The sequence below is a fragment of the Psychrobacter sp. APC 3279 genome (genome assembly GCF_030407795.1).
Classification (GTDB): domain Bacteria; phylum Pseudomonadota; class Gammaproteobacteria; order Pseudomonadales; family Moraxellaceae; genus Psychrobacter.
Genome location: NZ_JASDCR010000001.1, coordinates 169,138 through 190,044, shown reverse-complemented (window position 1 = coordinate 190,044; position 20,907 = coordinate 169,138). Strand labels below are relative to the sequence as shown.

Genomic DNA, 20,907 nt, shown 5'->3' with positions numbered 1-20,907 from the left:
TTTGTACAAAAAGTTTTAAACGAATATATATTTATAAATTACCTCAAGTTGTCAAAGCAATCAAATAAAGTAAAGCTTAAAACTAATTACTACCAAATTGAAAGCATTGCTAACTTGAGGACTTAGCTAAAGGGTCGATTAAGAATTATCCGTTTGGGCATCTAGAGATTGGAAAGGTATCTCCATTTTATACTGCACATCACGTAACGCCGTACGTAGTCCCTCTAGTATCGTCGGATGATAAAAAGGGGTGTCGAGCATATCTTTAATACTCAAATCATTGGTAATCGCTGTAGCAAGTATATGACCGATATATTCAGCATCAGGACCGACCATACTGGCGCCTAAAATTCTATCTGTCTTTTTGCAGCCATAGATATGTAGCAAACCGCAGTTGACACCCATTACACGGCTACGTCCTTGATTATCAAAGCTTACGCTACCGATAACAAATTCGAGTTCTGAATCTTTTTGAATCTCTGGTAGCGACATACCAACATTGACGATTTGCGGTGAGCAAAATACGATAGAAAACGGCGTCGCAGGTGGGCGAATATAGGCCGCTTCTGTATTTTCGCAGACCATGCTACCTGCACTATAGCCTTCATCGCTGGCCACATGCAATAACGGAATATTAGCATTGGCATCACCAACGATATAGACGTTTAAGTCGCCAATCTGACCTGTTTTTTTACTTAAATCTTTTGGACGGTTCTTATCGTCTAGCTCAACACCTAAGTTTTCGACACCTAGCTGCTTAATATTGTTGCGACGACCAGTAGCAACTAAGACGTACTCACCTTGCCATTGCTGAGACTCACTAGCACTATCTTCATACTCGATAAATGCACTTTTATTACCTTCATCTGCTTTTGTGCCTACATCGGTAATTTCGCTGCCTAGATGCATGGTTAATTCATGACTTAAGCAATCCATGGCCTTGTTATTAATATCATCATCTTTTAGACCAGCCACTTGTGTGGCACGGTTTAGCAGCGTGACTTCTACACCTAAACGTGTAAACGCTTGCGCAAGCTCTAGACCGATAGCACCAGCACCGACGACAGCCATCGTTTTTGGCAAATCTTCAAGCTCAAAGACACTATCAGACGTGAGCATGGTATCACCAAGCTTATCCGCCCACCCATCAGGAATAAACGGCGAGCTACCGGTGGCGACAATGATTTGCTCAGCAGCAATTAGCTCACCACTGACCTCGATTAGCCCTTGTTCATTGATACGAGCACGACCGTCGATTTTCTTATGGTCAGGCCAGCTGTCTACTTGTCTTTTGATGTAGCTGGCAAAATGACTGCGTTCGTCACGCACACGCTCCATGACTCGTTTGCCATCGATTTTCGCGGACGCATGGATACCAAATTCATCAGAATGGTTGGCGTCATGTGCGCGATCCGCAGCTGCAATTAACAGCTTACTAGGCATACAGCCGACCGCAATACAGGTCGTGGTCCAAAATCCTTCATTAATAATGACCACGTCATCTTTGATTTTACTTGCTTGGCGAAAAGCGTTTTGACCTGCGGTACCCGCACCAATAATAGCGACAGATACTTTGCGCGTGACTTCTTTCGACGTATCGTCGGTAGTCGTGTCAGATTGTTTATTCATATTATTCTCTAATAGGGGCAAGGTTATATTCAGTAATAGATTGAATGCTTGGCTTATATTTTTTTATTCGGTTTTTATGGTTCTTATGATCAATGCTGATTTAACTATAACGTCAATAATACTGACCTAATTACATAACCAGGAATTATGGCGCCAATATAGTCAGTAAGCGACTGGTATAGTCTTTGGCACGTAGGTTACGCTGGGCATGAGTCAGTTCACTGTTTTTATTGAATACAAATGCCGAACGTACAAGGCCTAGCGTAACTTTGCCGTACATATTTTTTTCTTTGATAACGTCAAAATACTGGCATAGTTTTTCATCAGCGTCACTGATGAGTGGAATCTGCAAGTCATATTTGTCGATAAATTTTTCATGAGATTCAACACTATCACGAGAGACGCCAATAATGTCGTAGCCCAGCTCATCGAAGTCATGAAGGTACGAAGTAAAATCTGTTGCCTGTGTGGTGCAGCCTGGCGTATTGTCTTTGGGATAAAAATAGAGAATAAGGCCTTTATCGGTATTGGCGACCATTTCTTTTAGATTGATTTCATCATGAATAAAGTTGCCAGCAAGCTTGCGTACTATGGTTACTGGAAAATCAGGTAGGTGAATGGTTTCTGTCGTTGGCTTGGCCATTATAAAATCCTTATTAGTTTTAGTTATGTGTATTGGTTTAATGATGGTTCTATTTATAGTGTTCTTATTATAGGCAGATTAGTAGAAATAAATAATCAGTTTTACACTTTGCCCATTCATTGGCAACAAAAAAGACTGGCAATGGCCAGTCTTTTGTACATCAAACGATTAGAAGTTAAGCAGGTTTTTGTGGCTTCTTCAAATCCAAGCCAACGGTGCACTGCTGCAAATCTTTTTGCATCGCTTTCACATATGGCAGATTAGAAGGGTCTTTCTTATCTTGTGCGTAGCTTTCGATTTCCCACATTTGACCGATAGTCATGTTGCTGCGCACGCCAATAGTACAGTTACATAGTTTGGTTGCGTTGCTTTTGTCAGCGACTTTGTATTTGACTGCGCCATTGACACATGAATTAATATTGTCTTGCTTAATGTCAGCAGCGTTGGCTTGTGGCATGGCAAACAGGGCCGCTAAGGCTAGGGGTAGTACTGGCAACAACTTCATAAATTTCCTCTTACGGGTAGCGTCAATTTTTTATCTTTTGCTCAATGCAAAGTCAACTCATCAATATATGAGTGACCGATATCGTCGTGTACATCTTTCGATAAATATAATCGTTCATACGATAGCAAGTATGTCGATTAGAATACAAGAACGACGTGCTGTGTTAATGCAAGCGAATGTTGCACGAATGTTGATAGGTATGGTCATTCCGCGCAGCATTTAGCGTTAATACATAGTTGTCTTAATATGTTTTGGGTACAAGATAGGCGAGTAGACGTAATACAAGTAGTAGACTAAGCGCGCCTTGTACCGTACCCAACTTATATAGGACTGACTAAAATTAATTAAGACTGATAATGAGTAGGGTCGGTGACGCCAGCTTGGGCGAAGCCCTGACGACGTAATGCGCAGCTATCACAAACGCCGCAAGCAAGACCGTTGGCATCTGCACGATAACAAGAAATCGTCTGTCCGTAATCGACACCTAATGATAGACCAAGCTCGATAGTTTGTGCTTTTGACAATTGCTGCAATGGCGTTTGAATCGATAAGCGATGACCAGTAACGCCTGCTTTTGTCGCAAGGTTGGCCATATGTTCAAAGGCAGCTATATACTCTGGGCGACAATCAGGATAGCCAGAATAGTCAACTGAGCTGACACCGATGACAATATGATTGGCATCAGCGACTTCGGCGACTGCTAACGCGTATGATAAGAAAATAGTATTGCGCGCAGGCACATAGGTATTTGGGATAGCGTCGTTATCGATTTCGTCGCGTTTTTTGCTAGGGAATTTGTCCGAATCACCATCCGGCACGATCATACTGTGGTCTGTCAATGAAGAGCCACCCAGTTGTGCGATATCAATATCGATGATTCTATGATTGACGCCTGCTGTCTCAGCGATGGTCTTTGCGGCGACAAGTTCGCTATTATGACGTTGACCATAGTTAAAGCTGACTGCTGTCACTGATGCATAGCGCGCTTTTGCCCAATATAAGCAAGTCACCGAATCGAGACCGCCAGATAAAAGGACAACCGCATTTTGGCTTTTGGTAAGAGCAGCTAAATCAGCGTCTGATACTTGATTGGGGGTGTTTTGCAAAGTAACGTTAGTCATAGTGGTATCTATTATTGGTTTACGAAAACGGCTATTTTAGCAAAAATACGTCTACTACAGAACCACGAAGCGACCAATCACCCGTCACTAAGCTGCCAAAGCTAGTTCACATAGCACTGCAATAAAATAAAGTCGGTATTACTGTCATCTTTTCAATCTGTTAGCAATATTTGTTATAATCGCAGCTTTTAAAGTATCAGTCACATGACATCGGTGATAATGCTTTAAAAGCTTTATCGCAAATCGCTTTATAGTAAAATCACCCTTATAAAGATATTGAGTAACTTATGACCGCAGCAACCTTATTTACGCCAAATATTCCTTCTCAAGCTGATGATGTATCTGATGCAATGAGCTTTGATAGTCAGGCTTTAGACACCGATACTGATAGCAGAGAGTACGATGATGTCTCTGAAGATGGCAGTGATGAGGACATGATTGATGAGCAGTTTGCCGATGCGCAAGCACCTGCCGAATCAGCGTACTTTCGTAAACTACAAAAGAAGCTGCGTCGCCAAGTTTCTTGGGCAATCCGCGATTTTAATATGATCGAAGATGGCGATGTGGTGATGGTCTGTGTTTCGGGTGGTAAAGACAGCTATACCTTACTTGATATTTTATTGCTGCTAAAACGCATTGCACCAATTCATTTTGATATCGTCGCGGTGAATCTCGATCAGAAGCAGCCAGGCTATCCAGAAGATATTTTACCTGCGTATCTAAACGAGCAGGGCATTGCCCACTATATTTTAGAAAAAGACACCTATAGCATCGTCAAAAGCGTGGTGCCAGAAGGTAAGACCTATTGCTCAGCGTGCTCTCGTCTGCGCCGCGGTTCACTATATGGCTTTGCCAAACAAATTGGCGCGACTAAGATTGCCCTTGGCCATCATCGTGATGATATGTTGGCGACCTTCTTTTTGAACTTATTCCATGGCGGCGCGCTCAAATCTATGCCGCCCAAACTGCTGAGCGATGACAAGCAAAATATGCTGATTCGCCCATTGGCCTATGTCGAAGAAAAAGACATCATTGAATATGCCAAATTAAAGGAATTCCCAATCATTCCTTGTAACCTGTGTGGTAGCCAGACCAATCTACAACGCGCCATTATCAACGATATGCTGCGTGAATGGGATGATGCTCATCCGCAGCGTTTGGCTTCTATCTTTAAAGCCATGCAAAACGTTGCGCCATCACAATTAGCTGATCGCGAGTTGTTTGATTTTGAAACACTCAGTCTTGATCGTGATAATGATGAGCGTTTATTTGAAGGTGACAATATTCAAGCCGGTCAGACAGATAGTTTGGCTGAGATTGGTTTGCCTGTATCACCAAGGACGCAAACGTTCAATCCTAAGTTCGCTAGTGACAAGCCTTATTCGACAGAGACGGATAAAGCCGCGCAGAAAGAGCGTAAAGCACAGAAAATTCCAACGATTAACCCAGTGATTTAGTAGTTTATAAATTAGTGCGAGATTAAACCGTATTTATTCATTAGTAGAATATTAAATAGCTCAAAAAAAACCAGCCGATCTCTGACGAGCGGCTGGTTTTTTTATGTCTGGATGCTACTAACAGTATTAACTCTTAGCAAAAACGGGTAGTGGGTCAAAGCTGATCTTTGAGCGCGGCAATTTTGCGACGTCTTGCATACGCCAATCATCTTTACCGTCATTGCTAACCTGAAGGTAATACTTGGCTTTTACAGGATCAATATCGACTTGTGCGCTGTATTTATTGCCCTCAACATGCTTAAGGACAACGTCGCGGTCTTTTTTGATATCCGTTGCATGAGAAATAGAAAGCTCCAACGTATCAGGATAAGTAAGTGGCGTACCATTTAACAGCTTGCCTGACTGCACGCTTTGCTCAGGGTAGTTGAGATAAAACACAATATCGCCATTTTCTGCAAACTGCATTTGTCCATGCAAGTCTAAATCATACGTGAGCTTGTCACGAGACACATCATGATAGAGCGTTTTGCCATCCATATACCAGTCGTCACGTACCACGCTATCACGGATCTGGTAAGAGTAATAAACAAACCAAATACAAGCGATCACGACCGCAGCAGGCATGCCAATCACAAAGATAACGACCATGTAATTTTTATACCATGGCTGCTTATCTTGATGTTTAAAGTTCGGTGCTGGAGTAGACATAAAATACCTATGCATCAGATACGCATTTAATAGATAGCTGTTCATTAGACATCTATAAATGGTATCAACGGATAATTTGGCGGCTAAGCGCTGCCAGTTTAATGATAAAACGTTTATCCGATAGTCTTTTGCTAGAACAATTAGTTATTTACTTAGTGTACTAGTTACAGACTACCGAATGACATACATGAAATTAGACAATGAACATATTAATTGTTTACTGACCTTGGGTCGTAAAGATATTTTGTTTGCTTACCTTATACTTGCCATTTTCGCTGCTCACATTTAGCGTGACAGGCGTTTGGCCAAACTCTATCACATCAGGATCACCATAAATACTGACTGGCATATCAAAGCTTTCGCCCGCTTCTAATGGTACATCATTAAAGCGTAGCTCTAAGCTCAGCCCTTTTTGCGGTGCTAGTGTTATCGTGTAGGTATGAGCATCCTGCGTCTTATTGGTTAGCTTAACGATATAGCTATTTTCAATCATGCCTTGATTGTTGATAGACGATAACTGATTACGGTCACGGCGGATATCAATTTCCAGTGGCACGCGATCGGTTAACGCATATATAACGCCGCCACATAGTACAGCCAACAATGTTAAGTAAGCAAATAGTCGTGGGCGCAGTACGCGGCTTGGCTCTTTTTCTGCCAGCTGACGTTCGGTCGTATAACGAATCAGTCCACGCGGATAGCCGACCTTGTCCATCACTTCATTACAGGCATCGATACAAGCCGCACACTGGATACAGGCAACTTGTAACCCATCACGAATATCGATACCAGTAGGGCAGACCTGCACGCACATGGTACATTCAATGCAGTCGCCTAAGTGCTCTGGATTTGTACCTTTTTTACGAGCGCCGCGCGGCTCACCGCGTTCATAATCATAAGATACGATCAATGTGTCTTTATCAAACATCACACTTTGAAAGCGGCCATAAGGACAAATCTGTACACACATCTGCTCACGCATATAGCCTGCATTGGCATAAGTAGCAAAGGTGAAGATAAACATTGAGACCCATACCCACGTTGGCCAATCAGGGAATGGAATCACTCCTATTGACTGCCAGCTATGATATAGAGAATCCGTCCCTGCCACATAACTAACAAAGGTCGCTGCTGTAATCACAGAAAGCAAAAACCAAATTAAATACACAACCGTGCGTTTGAACACTTTGCTCGCACTTAACGGTGCTTTATCAAACTTGATGCGTTTATTACGATCGCCAATTACCCATTTTTCAACATATTGGTATAGATGCGTCCATATCGTTTGAGGACAAGCATAACCACACCAAACCCGCCCTGCATATACCGTCACCATAAACAGCGTAAACGCGGCAATAATGGCAAATGCAGCAATAAAATAAAAATCTTGCGTCAAAAACGTCATGCCAAAAATATAGTAATGCTGAGATGGCACATCAAACCATATCGCTTGTCTATCATTATAGCGCAGCCATGGCAAAAGTAAAAAAGCCGCCAAAAGAGCATACATCGTGATGACACGAATATTTTGATAAAAACCTGTGACAAACCTTGGGTGAACACGATGCTTGGTTGCATCAAGATCGACTTGTTGTACAGGAATTTTATTGGGTTGTTGTGCTGACATAAACGTGCCTCTTTAAAAAAAGAATCAGTCTGCTGGCATGATGAACAAACACCTCTAGCGTCGAGGTATATGAGTGTATGATGTTATCAATGTCAGTAAATAGCGGATAGAAAATGCAATAGAAAATCTTCTAATCTGCTTACCAAATGATCGATTGTAAATATAGTCGGTTCAACATAACCTTGATACAAGCAAAGGGGAGTGAAGGTACTACAAATAGTAGACTAAACAAACCTGCATCTAATTTATGTGAAGTTGACTATCTTGTTATGTGATTGAGTCAGAGCGATATAAAGCCATGACCAATAGACTATTTAAAAAAATAGCTATTCTAACATTCTCCCTACTAATAATGGGGTGATAATCGTAAAAAGCAACGAATATATGAGAACGTTTTCTAGTGTTTATAGCCGCTTATCATTGACATTTCTAAATAAAAATCAATACCGCTATACGCAAAAGGGAGAACTGCAATAACAGTTCTCCCTTCATTAAATCTCGTCCATATTCAGTACAGTAACAACGTCTTAGTTAGCAGTTGCTTCTTCAGTTGCTACAGGCTGAGTAGCTGCAGCAGTAACTGGTGCTGCTTCAGGTGATTTTCCTGTTTTATCTGATAGTGAGTAGATATAAGCAGCAAGTAGCATGATACGCTCATTACCTAGCTTAGTTTCCCACTGAGGCATAACGCCAGCACGGCCATAACGTAGTGTATTACGTACAGTCTCACGCTCACCGCCATACAACCAGATATTATCAGTCAAGTTCGGTGCACCAGCTGAAATCATACCTTTACCGCTTTCAGAGTGACATAGTGCACACTGTTGCTTAAAGATAGCTTCGCCTTGATTAACCAAAGTTTGATCAAGTTCACCGTTACTCTTACTACCGTTATTTGAAGATAGTGACAATACATACTCAGAAGCTGCACGTACACCGTCTTCACCGATCTGATCGCGCCAAGCAGGCATACCGCCGATACGACCATTGTGTAGCGTGGTCAGGATGTTGCTAGCTTCGCCACCATATAACCAATCATTATCGGTTAGGTTAGGGTAGCCTGTTGCACCTTTCGCGTTAGAGCCATGACATACAGAACAGTTCTGTAAGAACAAACGGCTACCAACTTTTAAAGCATTTGGATTTTCAGACAGTTTTTCGACGTAAGGAGCAAGTTCTGCAACTTTTTCGTCAATTTTAGTCTGTAGATCTGCTGGTGGGTTTTCGCTACGACGCATGGTCGCTTGTAGCTCATTTAGCGTACCCAATGTTGCAGTCGCACCTGCAGCATCTGCTTTTACCAGAATGCTTTTTTCAAAGTTGTCGGTAAATACTTTGTTGTTACTTTCAAGCTCACTGAACAACTCGTTTTTAGAGGTCCACGGTACAGTCTCACCGTCAACTTCTACGGTGGCGATACCTTCCCAGTGTTTCGGGAACATAGCTGGAAAGAATACCCAGTACGCCACACCCCAAACGATCGAGCCAAAAAATATCACCAACCACCATTTAGGAAGCGGCTTGTCGTATTCTCGGATACCATCGTATTCATGACCAGTAGTACCGTCTTCCTCAACGTCTGGTTTGTATTTTAGTACAAACAACAGAACGCCAAGAATAAAAAGCCAGCAACCGAAACTGATTAGCGTGATCCAAGAACTCCAAAAAAATGTCATCATTTATCCTTATTGCGCTGCTCTTCAGACAGAGATTTTATATCCTCGTCATCAAGCGCAAGTTGTGCATCTTCTTCGAAGCGTTTTTTGTTTTTTGGCGAATACGCCCACCATGCAACGCCTACGAAGGCAATAAAGGCAGAAACGGTCGCAATTGTTTGTAATTCACCAATACCCATTAGCGCTGTCCTTCCATTGCGGTACCTAACTGCTGTAGATAGGCGACCAAAGCGTCAAGCTCAGTAGCGCCAAGCACTGCATCTGGAGCGCCTTCAATGTCTTCTTCAGTATAAGGAACACCGAAGCGATCGCGGAATAGACGCATTTTAGCTTGAATGTTTTCGCCATCTACTTCGTTAGTCGCCAACCAAGGGAAACCTGGCATAACTGATTCAGGCACTAGCGAACGTGGATTGATCAAATGTTGCTTTTGCCAATCTTCAGAATAACGGCCACCAACACGTGCTAAATCTGGTCCAGTACGTTTCGATCCCCATAAGAATGGATGATCCCACGTCGACTCGGCGGCACGTGAATATGGTCCATAACGTTCAACTTCTGCACGTAATGGGCGAACCATTTGAGTATGACAAACGTGACATCCTTCACGGATATAAATATCACGACCTTCAAATTCAAGCGCTGTCCAAGGCTCCATAGCAGGAAGGGGAGCGTTCACCCCACCTTCTTCAGGACCCTTGTTGTCATAGATCAATGGCACGATTTCAACTAGCGTTGCAAAACTAATAGCAATCACGATACCAATGACTAACAAGCCTGTATTTTTTTCAATAATTTCATGCGGTGTACCAGCCATGATCGCTCCTTATACGTTAGCTGTCGAAGGTTTTTCGACACTAGGTTCATGATCCGTTGGATCAGCGACATCTACAGGCTTACCTTCTGGCATTTTGAGTGTTTTATAGCAGTTATAAGCCATTACAAACATACCCGATACATATAAGAAGCCACCAAATGCACGGCCAATATATGGGAAATGCGAGAATTCAACAGTATCAACGAAGCTATATACCAAAGTACCGTCTGGGTTAGTAGCCAGCCACATCATGCCTTGGCCAATACCTGAGATCCACATAGACACGATATAGAAAATCGTTCCTGCAGTCGCAAGCCAGAAATGCGTGGTGATTAAGCTGATAGAGTACATCTTCGGTTTGTTATAAATACGTGGTAACAGTACGTATAGCGAACCAATAGTAATCATACCAACCCAGCCAAGTGCGCCTGAGTGTACGTGACCAACTGTCCAGTCCGTGTTATGCGATAGCGCATTCACTGTTTTGATAGACATCATTGGGCCTTCGAACGTCGACATTGCGTAGAATGACAATGCAACAATCATAAAGCGAATGATCGGATCGGTACGCAGCTTATCCCAACTACCTGATAGCGTTAGTACACCGTTGATCATACCACCCCAAGATGGTGCGAATAGGATGATTGAGAAAACCATAGCAAGAGACTGCGTCCAATCAGGAAGCGCTGAATAATGCAAATGGTGACCACCGGCCCACATATATGAAGCAATCAATGCCCAAAAGTGAACGATAGACAAACGATAAGAATAGATAGGACGGCCAATCTGTACAGGAACGAAATAATACATCATTCCAAGGAAGGCTGCCGTTAAGTAAAAACCTACCGCGTTATGCCCGTACCACCACTGCACCATCGCATCAGTTGCACCGCCAAATAGCGAATAAGATTTGAACGCACTAACAGGAATCGCCATGCTGTTTACGATGTGTAGTAGTGCAATCGTAATGATGAAGGCGGCAAAGAACCAGTTAGCCACATAAATATGTGAGGTCTTACGTTTGATGAGCGTACCAAAAAAGACGATGGCATAAGAAATCCATACCAAGGCAATTAAGATATCAATAGGCCACTCAAGCTCAGCGTATTCTTTAGTCGAGGTCAAACCTAGAGGAAGGGTAATAACGGCGGATACGATAACCGCTTGCCAACCCCAAAAGGTAAACCAAGCCAAGTATGGCGCAAATAAGCGCGTTTTACAGGTACGCTGAACGATGTAATACGACGTTGCGAACAGGGCAGAGCCACCGAACGCAAAAATGACCGCATTGGTATGTAGCGGTCTTAAACGACTAAAGGTCAGCCATGGAATGTCAAAGTTGAGTGCTGGCCATGCTAACTGTGAAGCAATGAAGACACCAAGACTCATGCCGACGATGCCCCAAACGACAGCCATGATCGTAAAAAATCTTACGATAGTAATTTCATACTCACGGTCAACTGGGGCGACTGCTGTGTTTTGTAAACTCATTGGATGATTCCTTTACAGCCCGAATTATCAACAGAATTAACCAACAATCTATGCTGTCTGCACTATAAATACTCTCAAATTCATATTTATACTGGTGCCAACACATGTTGTTTTTTGGCTTATTTAGCGCAATGACGTCATTAACTATCGATTTAGGCCCTTACTGTCTATCAGTTAATACTAATAAATAGAAATAGGCACTTCATGCACCTTACTCAAGGTCAATCGATAGTAGGATTGTTAATAGATCATCAAGGTAAATAAGAAGACGCGCCGTTTTGAGCATCAAACATCTCATAAGGCTAAATATGTATCTTAATTATTACGAAAAAATCTGTACTAATGAAGATAGATACCCATATCTATAGGGCTATTAAAACGCATTGACCATAGATGTATGCTAGCGGCGGCTGACAAAAAACACGATTATGTAATGTTTGGTTAAAACTCCCGACTCTGTTTAAGGGTATTGTAACGCAATCCTAATTAAATATCATCAGAACTATGCGCCAAAATACAAACTCTTTGGTATAAATGTTAGCGAGCAACTTATTATTGCTGTGCTACTCCTCTATTTTATACACAATTTTGTCACTATTCTAGATGCTCATTTTGATTGAATAGGGGAAGCGCTCGCTAGACATAAGCGTAGGCTTGCAAAGAAGTTTTGTAACAATAACATTGCTGAGCCGATAAATAGGTTTTACTTCTTATCAAGTCGCCCTTTATAATGAGGCTGAACGTCATTAATGGCTATGTATCGCATAGGTCTATTGATAGCAATCATTTTAATAATTCTAATAGTTAGGCCAATAGTGCCTCAAGGGATATTGGTCTGACAGAATATCAATTAAGGATAATATAATATGGCAGTTTTTTTGACAGATGAATGGTTTGAGCAAGTAGAAAAAATGGGCAACGAAGCAGGTGAGTTAAATTTACCACCAGTACTTGCCAATATGGTCGTCAACCTAAAAGTGGCTGAAGCTGATAAAACTATCGAAGCCAATTTTGCAAATGGTTTGCTGCATCGTGGCTTAAATGATAATGCAACGACGACGCTGCTATTAGATCGCGATATCCTACAGTCTATCATCACTGATTTTGATACCAACCAAATCATGGGTGCGTTTATGAGTGGCAAAATCCGTGTCGAAGGCGATATGTCACAGCTAATGGCCGTACAGACTGCACGTCCAAGCGCAGAGCAAAAAGAGCTATATACTCGCATCAAATCAATGACGACGATGGCTTAATCATATACCTATACGATTTTTACGTTACGTTTTGCATTGAAAGAATTCATAAGACACAGAAAAGCCCCTAATTCATATTAGGGGCTTTTTTATTGCGTAAGTACATAAGTAAGCATGAAAGCTAGAGAAGATTTCTCAAACAGGCTAGCTAGCTTTTGATTGCTGCGTCACATTTGATTGGTTTTCTTTGTATATCGCTGCTTGTAGCCATACGTTCGCTTGAACGTAGTCATGTACTTTAATACTATTAGTTTCAGCAGTATTAAGCGCACCGATACGCACTACAAAAGGATCTGCATCTTGCTCACGTAGCGTTACCACATCAAACAATATGATAGATTTACCGTTAAACACGGTTTCTTGCTTGCCAAGCACTTGCCCCTGACACCAAGCTTCATCTTCTTGTCCTAGCGTATCGCCAAACAAGTAAGCGCACATATGGCCTAAATTAATCTCAACAGGTGCCATTTGCTCTTTGGTTTCAGGTTTCCATTCACTGATTTGCTCTTGCAGATCATCAGGGATTTTTCCGTCATTTGCTGCCACGATGTCATTAAAGGCACGATGATAACGGATAGACTCTTGATCTTCGACCATGATGACTTCGTTTTGCTCGCTTAGCTTAATTTCGTGCGCCCAAGCACTAAAGTTCACATAGTAAGAGGTGTCGCGTTGATAGAGATGGCGATTAGTCGTATAGAGTTGATCAAACGCATAAATAATGCTGCCATCAGCAGTACGTAAGCGCAACACTGCATCATGCGAGTTGTCATTAGCGATGACACGCTCAATTTTGCAGTTCAATCCGTAAGGACTATCGACACAAGGATAGGCATTGATAAAGCATTCTGGCTTACCATCCTTCATCGCGAGCACTTGATTAATATGGCAAGGCTGATCTTCTGATAAAAGCAGGCAGCTGTCTTTTGCACTAACGTTGTTGTTCAGGCCTTTAGGCATCGCTGCGACTTCAATCATTTTTTGTAGCCACTCAGGCACATCATGACTCATATCATCGGTCAGAATACGCCAGTGATCGGCGTGACCTGCAGACTGCTCATCGGTCAACGTGATCTTGGTGGGAGATTGAATGTTTTTGTATTGATAATTTATGGTCATGAAAATACTCAAAATTAAGTCAGCGTGAGGTTTGTATCTAATACTATATTTGCTTGTGTACCATCCAACATTTTAAATGATTGGTTTATGATGGTCAGCAGCCTAGCCAGTAAAAGATCAGAAACCTCAATGAGGGGTTAATGACAATTGTCTTTAGCATATAATATATAGGTATTGGTACAGCTAATAGCAAGCCCCCTATAAAAAATAATAACAAAACCCAGTTTTTTGGTAAAAAATACTCTCAGTTGTTGCTAATGACTGGCACATATCAGCTAGTTTGTGTCAAACTAGCTCCCTTTTGACAGCTGTTATTGGCTCGTCTGACCCCCTGTTTTTGTGTTTGATTTATATGTGAGTAGTAGCAACTGTATGATGCATTTACTACTGCTCGTTATGCAACCTATATAAAGTCGCACGTAGATAAGATAAAGAGTTTGAATATGTTTCGTCCTTTAGCGTTATTTATCGGCTTACGATATACCCGAGCAGAACGTAGTAATGGCTTTATCTCCTTTATATCTCTCATCTCGATGATTGGTCTGACGCTTGGGGTTGCCGTATTGATTACGGTGCTATCAGTGATGAACGGCTTTGACCGTGAACTGAAAACCCGTATTTTGGGAATGGTACCGCAGGCTACTGTGGTCTCATCAGAAATTATTGGCGACTGGGAACAGCTCGCTGATCAGATCAAAGAAGACCCAGAAGTGGCAGCTGTGGCACCATTCATTCAACTGCAAGGGATGCTGACATCAAATGGTCAGGTCGCAGGTATCATGGTGACAGGCGTCGAGCCTGAATATGAGAAAAACGTCTCCATCATTAACGAGCATATGATTGAAGGTAGTATTGACACCCTGAAAAGTGGTGACTTCAGTATCGTGTTGGGCGAGGAGATGGTGCAGTCTTTAGGTCTGCAAATAGGGGATAAAGTGACGCTGGTATTGCCAGAAGCGTCGCCATCACCAGCAGGCGTGATACCGCGATTTAAGCGATTTACTCTGACAGGTATCTTTACGATCAGCCCAGAAGTAGACAGTCTCATGGCGTTTATCCCGATGGGAGATGCGGCAAAATTACTGCGTTTGCCAGAAGGCGCGCAGGGCGTACGCATGAAGCTTAACGACATCTTTACTGCGCCGATAGCTGCGGAAAAAGCGGCTGCTATCGCACCTGAAAAGCTATATCCAAATGACTGGACACAAACTCATGGCAATCTGTTTGGGGCTATTCAAATGGAAAAAGCCATGGTCGGGTTATTACTATTTTTGATTATCTTAGTTGCTGCTTTTAACATTGTCTCAAGTCTGGTCATGCTAGTAACCGATAAAAAAGCAGATATCGCAATCTTAAAAACTTTTGGTGCGTCTCCTCGCTTGATTACGCAAGTCTTTATGGTACAAGGTGTGGTCATCGGTGTTATCGGTACTATTGCTGGTACGATACTGGGTGTGATATTTGCGCTTACGGTCAGCGATATTTTAGGCTTTATTAATCAAGCCTTTGGTCTGAACCTGTTTGATGCGTATTTTGTCAATTACTTGCCATCACAGTTGCGTTTGTTAGATGTGGTATTAATTACAGGTGCATCGTTTGTATTGAGCTTTTTGGCAACGATTTATCCGGCGCGCCGAGCGGCTAAAATTCAGCCTGCTCAAACGCTACGCTATGAGTAATCGCAAACGCCTAAACATCGAAATAAATACCGAAATAAATAAAATAAAGGAAGCGCTATGTCTGCCATTTTAGAGGCGACCAATATCAATAAAATATATGATGAAGGCGCGGTCAGTACGCAAGTATTGACTGGTCTTGATCTGACTGTTCATGCGGGTGAGCGTATCGCTATCGTTGGAACCAGTGGTTCAGGTAAAAGTACGTTGCTACATTTGCTTGGTGGTCTAGATACGCCAACCAGTGGTGAGGTTTGGTTGCATGGTCAGTTGTTAAATAGCATGAATGAAACTGAGCGCGGTGCAATGCGTAACAAGCATTTGGGCTTTATTTACCAGTTTCACCACCTGTTGGCAGAGTTTACAGCAATCGAAAACGTAGCCATGCCATTGCTGATGCGTCCAGAAGTATCAACAACTGATGCTCGTAAGCAAGCGGTTGAGATTCTAGAAAATGTCGGTCTTGAGCATCGTCTGATGCATAGACCAGGTGAGCTATCAGGTGGTGAGCGTCAACGTGTAGCGATTGCACGCGCGCTAGTGACTAAGCCATCGCTGATTTTGGCGGATGAGCCAACAGGTAACTTGGACTATGACAATGCGCAAAGCGTCTTTGGCCTGTTATCAGAGCTACAAAGCACCATGCAAACTGCGCTACTTATGGTGACGCACGACCGCAATTTAGCGGCGCTTGCTGACCGTCAGTTGTTGCTACGCAATGGGCATTGGGAACAGTATTAATAATTTTTTATATTAGGTCGAGAAATTGACCGAAACGCCATCTGTTTGTGTTTTTCAGGACTGTTACGTTAAAGGTTTATTGTTGTATTATTAAAAAAACATATCATAGAAACTAGCGATTAAGCGGTTGTGAGCCAGCCGCCTTATCTATTTTATAAGGATGCGTAAAATGCGTGAAGATGATAATCCAATTGCGGCTTTTGGCAGTGCGGAAGAGGGTGATGAGCCGTTAAAGCCTTACATCGATCCAACTTTGTTTGAAACGCTCGATAGACAGGCGCAAACTGAGCTACTAACACCTGTATTTGATGCCATCACTTTGGCTGGGGTTGATTACGACCTAAAAGTTCAAGACAGCGCGACAGGTAAGCGTTATACGCTCTGCAAAAATGATGAAGTCATTGAGATCGTACCGATGGATAGGGATTTCACTGACAAAGTCTTAAATGCTATAGAGAACAGTAAAGAAGAATAAGCTGCGCTAGCTTAGTTTATCTAGGGCGTAAGCGTTATAAGCGTATAACAAAGATAGATTGCCTTATAACTTGTCAGATTCGTCAGAAGGTTTCTGCTGACGTTTCTGCCAGCTCGCCACGGTTTTATAACGCCAAATGGCCTTAAATGCCAAACCGCAAATAAGACTGGTGACCACGGCCAAAATCGTTAGCCCGATACAAAATGCAGCAAGCGATACTGTACCGCGATAAGTAATGAACGGATTGGCACCGTTTGATAATGCCCATAAGCTAAAATCAGCAATCATTCTACCGATGAATCGCAAGCTAATCACAGGTGCATCAATGATCTTTGCACCGATATAGTATCCAGCATAAAAGATTGGCAAGCTAGTGACTGGGTTAGTAATCCATGTCAAACCAAGCGCCATAGGGACATTGGCACGAAAAATAAGCGAGCCAATAAGTGCCAGTAACATCTGTCCTGGCAGCGGAAAAAATGCACTTAGTACACCGATATAGACAGCCTTATTTAGGCTGTGTCGATTGAAATGCCATAACCTTGGATCAGCCAAGTGCGGTGCAAACAGCTTTAAAGTGCGACTTTCTAAGATTTTCTCAGGTGTAGGAAGTAGGTCTTTTAGACGTTTTTGGGGCACAGGATCGCCTTTAATCATTAACTACAGTCTACTCAATGGTATTGAGAAGCTGGTATAAAGTAATATATGGTGAGTAGGATAAAGGTTAGAACACACAGAATAGTGGTGTCAGATAGTTACCATCTAATACGTTGCCTCAGTATAGGGTAATATAAATATAAATGCTATTGCATCGCGTGCCATTTGCTATAGTAAGTAACCATATTTGGCCGAATAATATTTAAGTCATCAAGCAAGGAGTGCTGGTGTACTGGTTAATTGGTAGCCTCATAATTATAGTTATGATGGGCGTATTGGCAGTCGCAGATAATGTTATATTGCCAACTGACTTATCCTTGCTAGAGACAGTTGGTACGTCTAATCTGTCGTTGACGCTGATTGTATTTGCTATATTTCTGTTGGCTTCTGCTCAATTCAACATACCCCCGATAGACAGCCACAGCGCTGATAACAGTACCTTTAATAACGCATCTCGTCATACTAAACTTCCTTTCCGAATTATTAGATACTTGGTCTTAGCTTTGTTAGCGACTGCGCTGGTGATAGGCAGTGCACTGCAAGCTTTAGTTACTCATCAACAAGCAGAAACCACTGAAATAACTGCTCCGATACGAGTACAAGCGCTCGTGCGTATTGAAGGGTTGAGCGACAGTGTTTATGATGCCGCTACAGATAGCGGTTATCGCCAAGTAGCGGTAATAACGAATATCACTCCATTGGTCGCTGAGCTGACGCCGATAGAATTAGAAACTAAAACATCCGACTACTTAGATGCAAATAAAAATAGCCTAAGCAGAAATTACAATGTTAATTCCAATGAAATTAATATCAAAGTTAGCGAACACCGAGTCCTACTTAACGCCTATCCAAGAAAGTCTGCAAATGATAATCAGCTTACATCCTTAAACGATTTGCAGCCCGGTGATGAGGTATTCATGAGCCTAGCACTGGCGCCATTGGCTACTTCTGAGCAAGCAGTCAATAACCCTACTGGTTTTGACAGTTATCGCTGGTTACGAGGTCGGCATATTGATAGCGTTGCAAATATTTTGGCCGTTAGTCCTATATTGGTAAACAGTAACGAAATCAGCAATAAAATAAGAGATGAAAAATATTCGAAGCAGTCGCTAGACTTTGATTCATATCTTCAGCACTTTCGTACTCGTATCGATCAAGGACGTTGGCGATTACGACAGCATTTCTATCAAGACTGGTCAGCGCAATCGACAGCAGAGCAACAAGCAAAAGCCGTGACATTAAGTCTGCTTACGGGTGATCGTAGCTTAATTAATCGTGATACTAAGGACTTATATCAACTGGCCGGTATCTCACACCTGCTCGCTATTTCAGGCACGCACGTACTGTTTTTAGCTATTGTATTGGCAGGCATAGTTGTACTGCTGTTTGATCGTAATTATTCAGCGATTTATCGTCGTATTCCGCGTTGGCAAGTGCGCTGGTGGGTAATGATTGGTGCCGCTTTTATTTATGCGCTATTTACTGGTTTTGACGTACCTGCTGCCCGTACGGCTTGGATGTTATTAGCGATTGGATTTGTCAGATTAACATTGCTTCCTATCAGTACGATGCGTGTGCTATTGGCTCTAGCTGTGTTGATGGCTTGGGGTGACCCTTACGTATTATGGCAGGCAGGGTATTGGCTGTCTTTTATTGCAGTGGCGTTATTGCTTAAGTATGACGATAAGTCGTATCAGAATCAGACTACTGCTGTAACGAATTTATACAATGATAAGCCGCGTACTCATATCAATAACGCGCTATCTAACCGTGTTTGGCAAACGATCAAGCGTGTGTTTAAATTACAGTTTTGGCTGTTTCTTACTTTATTACCCGTTACGTTGCTTTTATTTGGTAAGGCGTCGTTATGGGGACTTTTTATCAATTTATTTGCTATCGGGCTATTTGGTTGGGTAATTGTACCGCTCAATCTATTAGCAGGACTATGTTACCTTTTAATGCCGAGTATCGCTGATATTCTTTGGGTAATTATTAGTACAATAGTTGGTCATCTACACGATTTGATGAGTTGGCTGACGTCATTGCCAGCGCTATCGGATGCATGGCTCTATACACCATTTAATATCGCGATACTATCGATGGCTTTGCTAAGTGCATTGCCTTGGCTGTTGCCAAGGGGTTTACTCAGTCGTTGGTTGATGTTGCCACCATTAACGTTACTGATAATGACAGTGTATGCTAATCAGCAGTCATTCGTCACGGTACCGACACTATATATTTTGCCAACGGGTGATTCATATATAACGGCAGCATTGCTGCAATATCCTACCGCCAATGAAGACAGTACCAATTGGTTGTTCTTAGCTGATCATAGACCAGCCTCTACACGAACGATGCCAAGTAACCTGACAGCAGACAAATTATCTGAAAATTTAAAGCAGCAATTGGGCATTTTATCTGTCGATAAGTTAGAGAGTATTGTCGTACAGAGTAGCAGGGTCGGTCTGACGGATACGTTAATCTTTGACGGTAAGAATATTGCTAATAATACCGAAAATCCTGAATTACTACCGATGACCGTTGCGCAATTAAATGACCGCTTAACCATTAGCCAATATTGGCAAGCAGGGCGCTCTGATCGTTGGTCTGCATTTCAGCAAGCTTACAAAACAGTTAGGCAGTCTGAAGATACGCCTACTATCAGTGCTCAACGTTGTGAGCAAGGTAAAACATGGCAGTCGATTAACGATGAGTTGTCAGTACAGGCCATCACTGGTTGGAGCGAGATAGGTGATGCTAGCGTTTGGAATTGTACGATTGCTCTTGATACTAACTTGCCTATACGCGTTCTTAGATACAATGCAGCAGACCCACTTAACTCGTTACCTGCCAATTCACCTGTTAGCCGTCAAGCACAAATAGTCACCAATCAGTTAACTAGCAAACAGTCAGCGTTTTCCCAGTCGCGTTTGATTCTAGATACTGCTACTCATCAACGCGTTTGGCAACTGTGGTCATTACTATGTTCAGCTGAATCAAATAATGATGACATGCTATTCAAAAATACACGTTGGCTTGGTCATAGTGACTCGCAGATTACAGCTGATGTCATAAATCGTCAGAGAGTCGATGAAGTTATAACCTATGATAATAATCCTTTAGAAGCTGCATTATCGCTAAACAACTAAATCGCTAAATAACATTGATAGCATTCCCAATGCCGAGACTGCTAATCCTGAAAAATAAGGCTTATATTATCAGCGTTACAATATAGTGATATTTCACAGTTATACTATTGAACCATTATCGAAATACCACCATACTTAGCAGCCTATTAATACAGGTCAC

The 20,907-nt window shown here is 42.2% G+C and carries 18 protein-coding genes; 6 read left to right on the top strand and 12 right to left on the bottom strand.

What is annotated here, in order from left to right; genetic code table 11:
* Positions 1-138: 138 nt before the first annotated feature.
* The 4 genes from QL898_RS00610 to queC form a co-directional block, all read right to left on the bottom strand.
* Positions 139-1,629, bottom strand: coding sequence for a dihydrolipoyl dehydrogenase (locus QL898_RS00610; protein WP_290175452.1), 1,491 nt, complete (start codon positions 1,627-1,629; stop codon positions 139-141).
* 145 nt (positions 1,630-1,774) lie between these two features.
* Entirely contained in the window at positions 1,775-2,272 is a 498-nt protein-coding gene (locus QL898_RS00605) for a peroxiredoxin (RefSeq protein WP_057760817.1), read from the bottom strand.
* A 175-nt stretch (positions 2,273-2,447) separates the two neighbouring features.
* Entirely contained in the window at positions 2,448-2,777 is a 330-nt protein-coding gene (locus QL898_RS00600) for a hypothetical protein (RefSeq protein WP_057760815.1), read from the bottom strand.
* A 344-nt stretch (positions 2,778-3,121) separates the two neighbouring features.
* The gene (queC, locus tag QL898_RS00595; protein ID WP_101205716.1) at positions 3,122-3,898 is read right to left on the bottom strand and encodes a 7-cyano-7-deazaguanine synthase QueC; all 777 of its coding nucleotides are present in this window, start codon (positions 3,896-3,898) and stop codon (positions 3,122-3,124) included.
* 434 nt (positions 3,899-4,332) lie between these two features.
* On the opposite strand from queC, the gene ttcA reads away from it, so the two are divergent.
* The gene (gene ttcA, locus QL898_RS00590; RefSeq protein WP_290175490.1) at positions 4,333-5,355 is read left to right on the top strand and encodes a tRNA 2-thiocytidine(32) synthetase TtcA; all 1,023 of its coding nucleotides are present in this window, start codon (positions 4,333-4,335) and stop codon (positions 5,353-5,355) included.
* A 126-nt stretch (positions 5,356-5,481) separates the two neighbouring features.
* Here the strand turns inward: ttcA and QL898_RS00585 are convergent, their stop codons facing one another.
* From QL898_RS00585 to ccoN, 6 genes are all read right to left on the bottom strand, one after another.
* Complete coding sequence (locus tag QL898_RS00585) at positions 5,482-6,063, bottom strand: FixH family protein (RefSeq protein WP_201547827.1); 582 nt, start codon at positions 6,061-6,063, stop codon at positions 5,482-5,484.
* 217 nt (positions 6,064-6,280) lie between these two features.
* Complete coding sequence (gene ccoG, locus QL898_RS00580; protein WP_290175451.1) at positions 6,281-7,690, bottom strand: cytochrome c oxidase accessory protein CcoG; 1,410 nt, start codon at positions 7,688-7,690, stop codon at positions 6,281-6,283.
* A gap of 527 nt (positions 7,691-8,217) precedes the next feature.
* On the bottom strand, positions 8,218-9,366 hold the full coding sequence (gene ccoP / locus QL898_RS00575) for a cytochrome-c oxidase, cbb3-type subunit III (RefSeq protein ID WP_160023677.1): 1,149 nt from the start codon (positions 9,364-9,366) through the stop codon (positions 8,218-8,220).
* Positions 9,366-9,545, bottom strand: a complete 180-nt coding sequence (locus tag QL898_RS00570; protein ID WP_057760804.1) for a CcoQ/FixQ family Cbb3-type cytochrome c oxidase assembly chaperone — start codon at positions 9,543-9,545, stop codon at positions 9,366-9,368. Before QL898_RS00570 ends, ccoP begins: the two co-directional genes overlap by 1 nt.
* A complete protein-coding gene (ccoO, locus tag QL898_RS00565; protein ID WP_057760802.1) occupies positions 9,545-10,183 on the bottom strand; it encodes a cytochrome-c oxidase, cbb3-type subunit II in 639 nt (212 codons plus the stop codon). Before ccoO ends, QL898_RS00570 begins: the two co-directional genes overlap by 1 nt.
* A gap of 9 nt (positions 10,184-10,192) precedes the next feature.
* Complete coding sequence (gene ccoN / locus QL898_RS00560; protein ID WP_057760799.1) at positions 10,193-11,674, bottom strand: cytochrome-c oxidase, cbb3-type subunit I; 1,482 nt, start codon at positions 11,672-11,674, stop codon at positions 10,193-10,195.
* An 866-nt stretch (positions 11,675-12,540) separates the two neighbouring features.
* Between ccoN and QL898_RS00555 the strand changes: the two genes are divergently transcribed.
* Positions 12,541-12,930, top strand: coding sequence for an SCP2 sterol-binding domain-containing protein (locus QL898_RS00555; protein WP_057760797.1), 390 nt, complete (start codon positions 12,541-12,543; stop codon positions 12,928-12,930).
* Between the two features lie 144 nt (positions 12,931-13,074).
* Here QL898_RS00555 and QL898_RS00550 read toward each other — a convergent pair whose 3' ends face one another.
* Positions 13,075-14,049 (bottom strand): hypothetical protein, encoded by a 975-nt coding sequence (locus QL898_RS00550; protein WP_201547824.1) that lies wholly within the window; start codon positions 14,047-14,049, stop codon positions 13,075-13,077.
* A 443-nt stretch (positions 14,050-14,492) separates the two neighbouring features.
* Between QL898_RS00550 and QL898_RS00545 the strand changes: the two genes are divergently transcribed.
* From QL898_RS00545 to QL898_RS00535, 3 genes are all read left to right on the top strand, one after another.
* Positions 14,493-15,728: a lipoprotein-releasing ABC transporter permease subunit gene (locus QL898_RS00545; RefSeq protein WP_102092330.1), complete on the top strand. Its 1,236-nt coding sequence runs from the start codon at positions 14,493-14,495 to the stop codon at positions 15,726-15,728.
* 57 nt (positions 15,729-15,785) lie between these two features.
* Positions 15,786-16,466, top strand: a complete 681-nt coding sequence (gene lolD, locus QL898_RS00540) for a lipoprotein-releasing ABC transporter ATP-binding protein LolD (RefSeq protein ID WP_057760792.1) — start codon at positions 15,786-15,788, stop codon at positions 16,464-16,466.
* 169 nt (positions 16,467-16,635) lie between these two features.
* Positions 16,636-16,941: a hypothetical protein gene (locus tag QL898_RS00535; RefSeq protein ID WP_101205708.1), complete on the top strand. Its 306-nt coding sequence runs from the start codon at positions 16,636-16,638 to the stop codon at positions 16,939-16,941.
* A gap of 63 nt (positions 16,942-17,004) precedes the next feature.
* Here the strand turns inward: QL898_RS00535 and QL898_RS00530 are convergent, their stop codons facing one another.
* Entirely contained in the window at positions 17,005-17,580 is a 576-nt protein-coding gene (locus QL898_RS00530; RefSeq protein ID WP_227522947.1) for a DUF2062 domain-containing protein, read from the bottom strand.
* Between the two features lie 245 nt (positions 17,581-17,825).
* On the opposite strand from QL898_RS00530, the gene QL898_RS00525 reads away from it, so the two are divergent.
* On the top strand, positions 17,826-20,747 hold the full coding sequence (locus QL898_RS00525; protein WP_201547822.1) for a ComEC/Rec2 family competence protein: 2,922 nt from the start codon (positions 17,826-17,828) through the stop codon (positions 20,745-20,747).
* Positions 20,748-20,907: the final 160 nt, after the last annotated feature.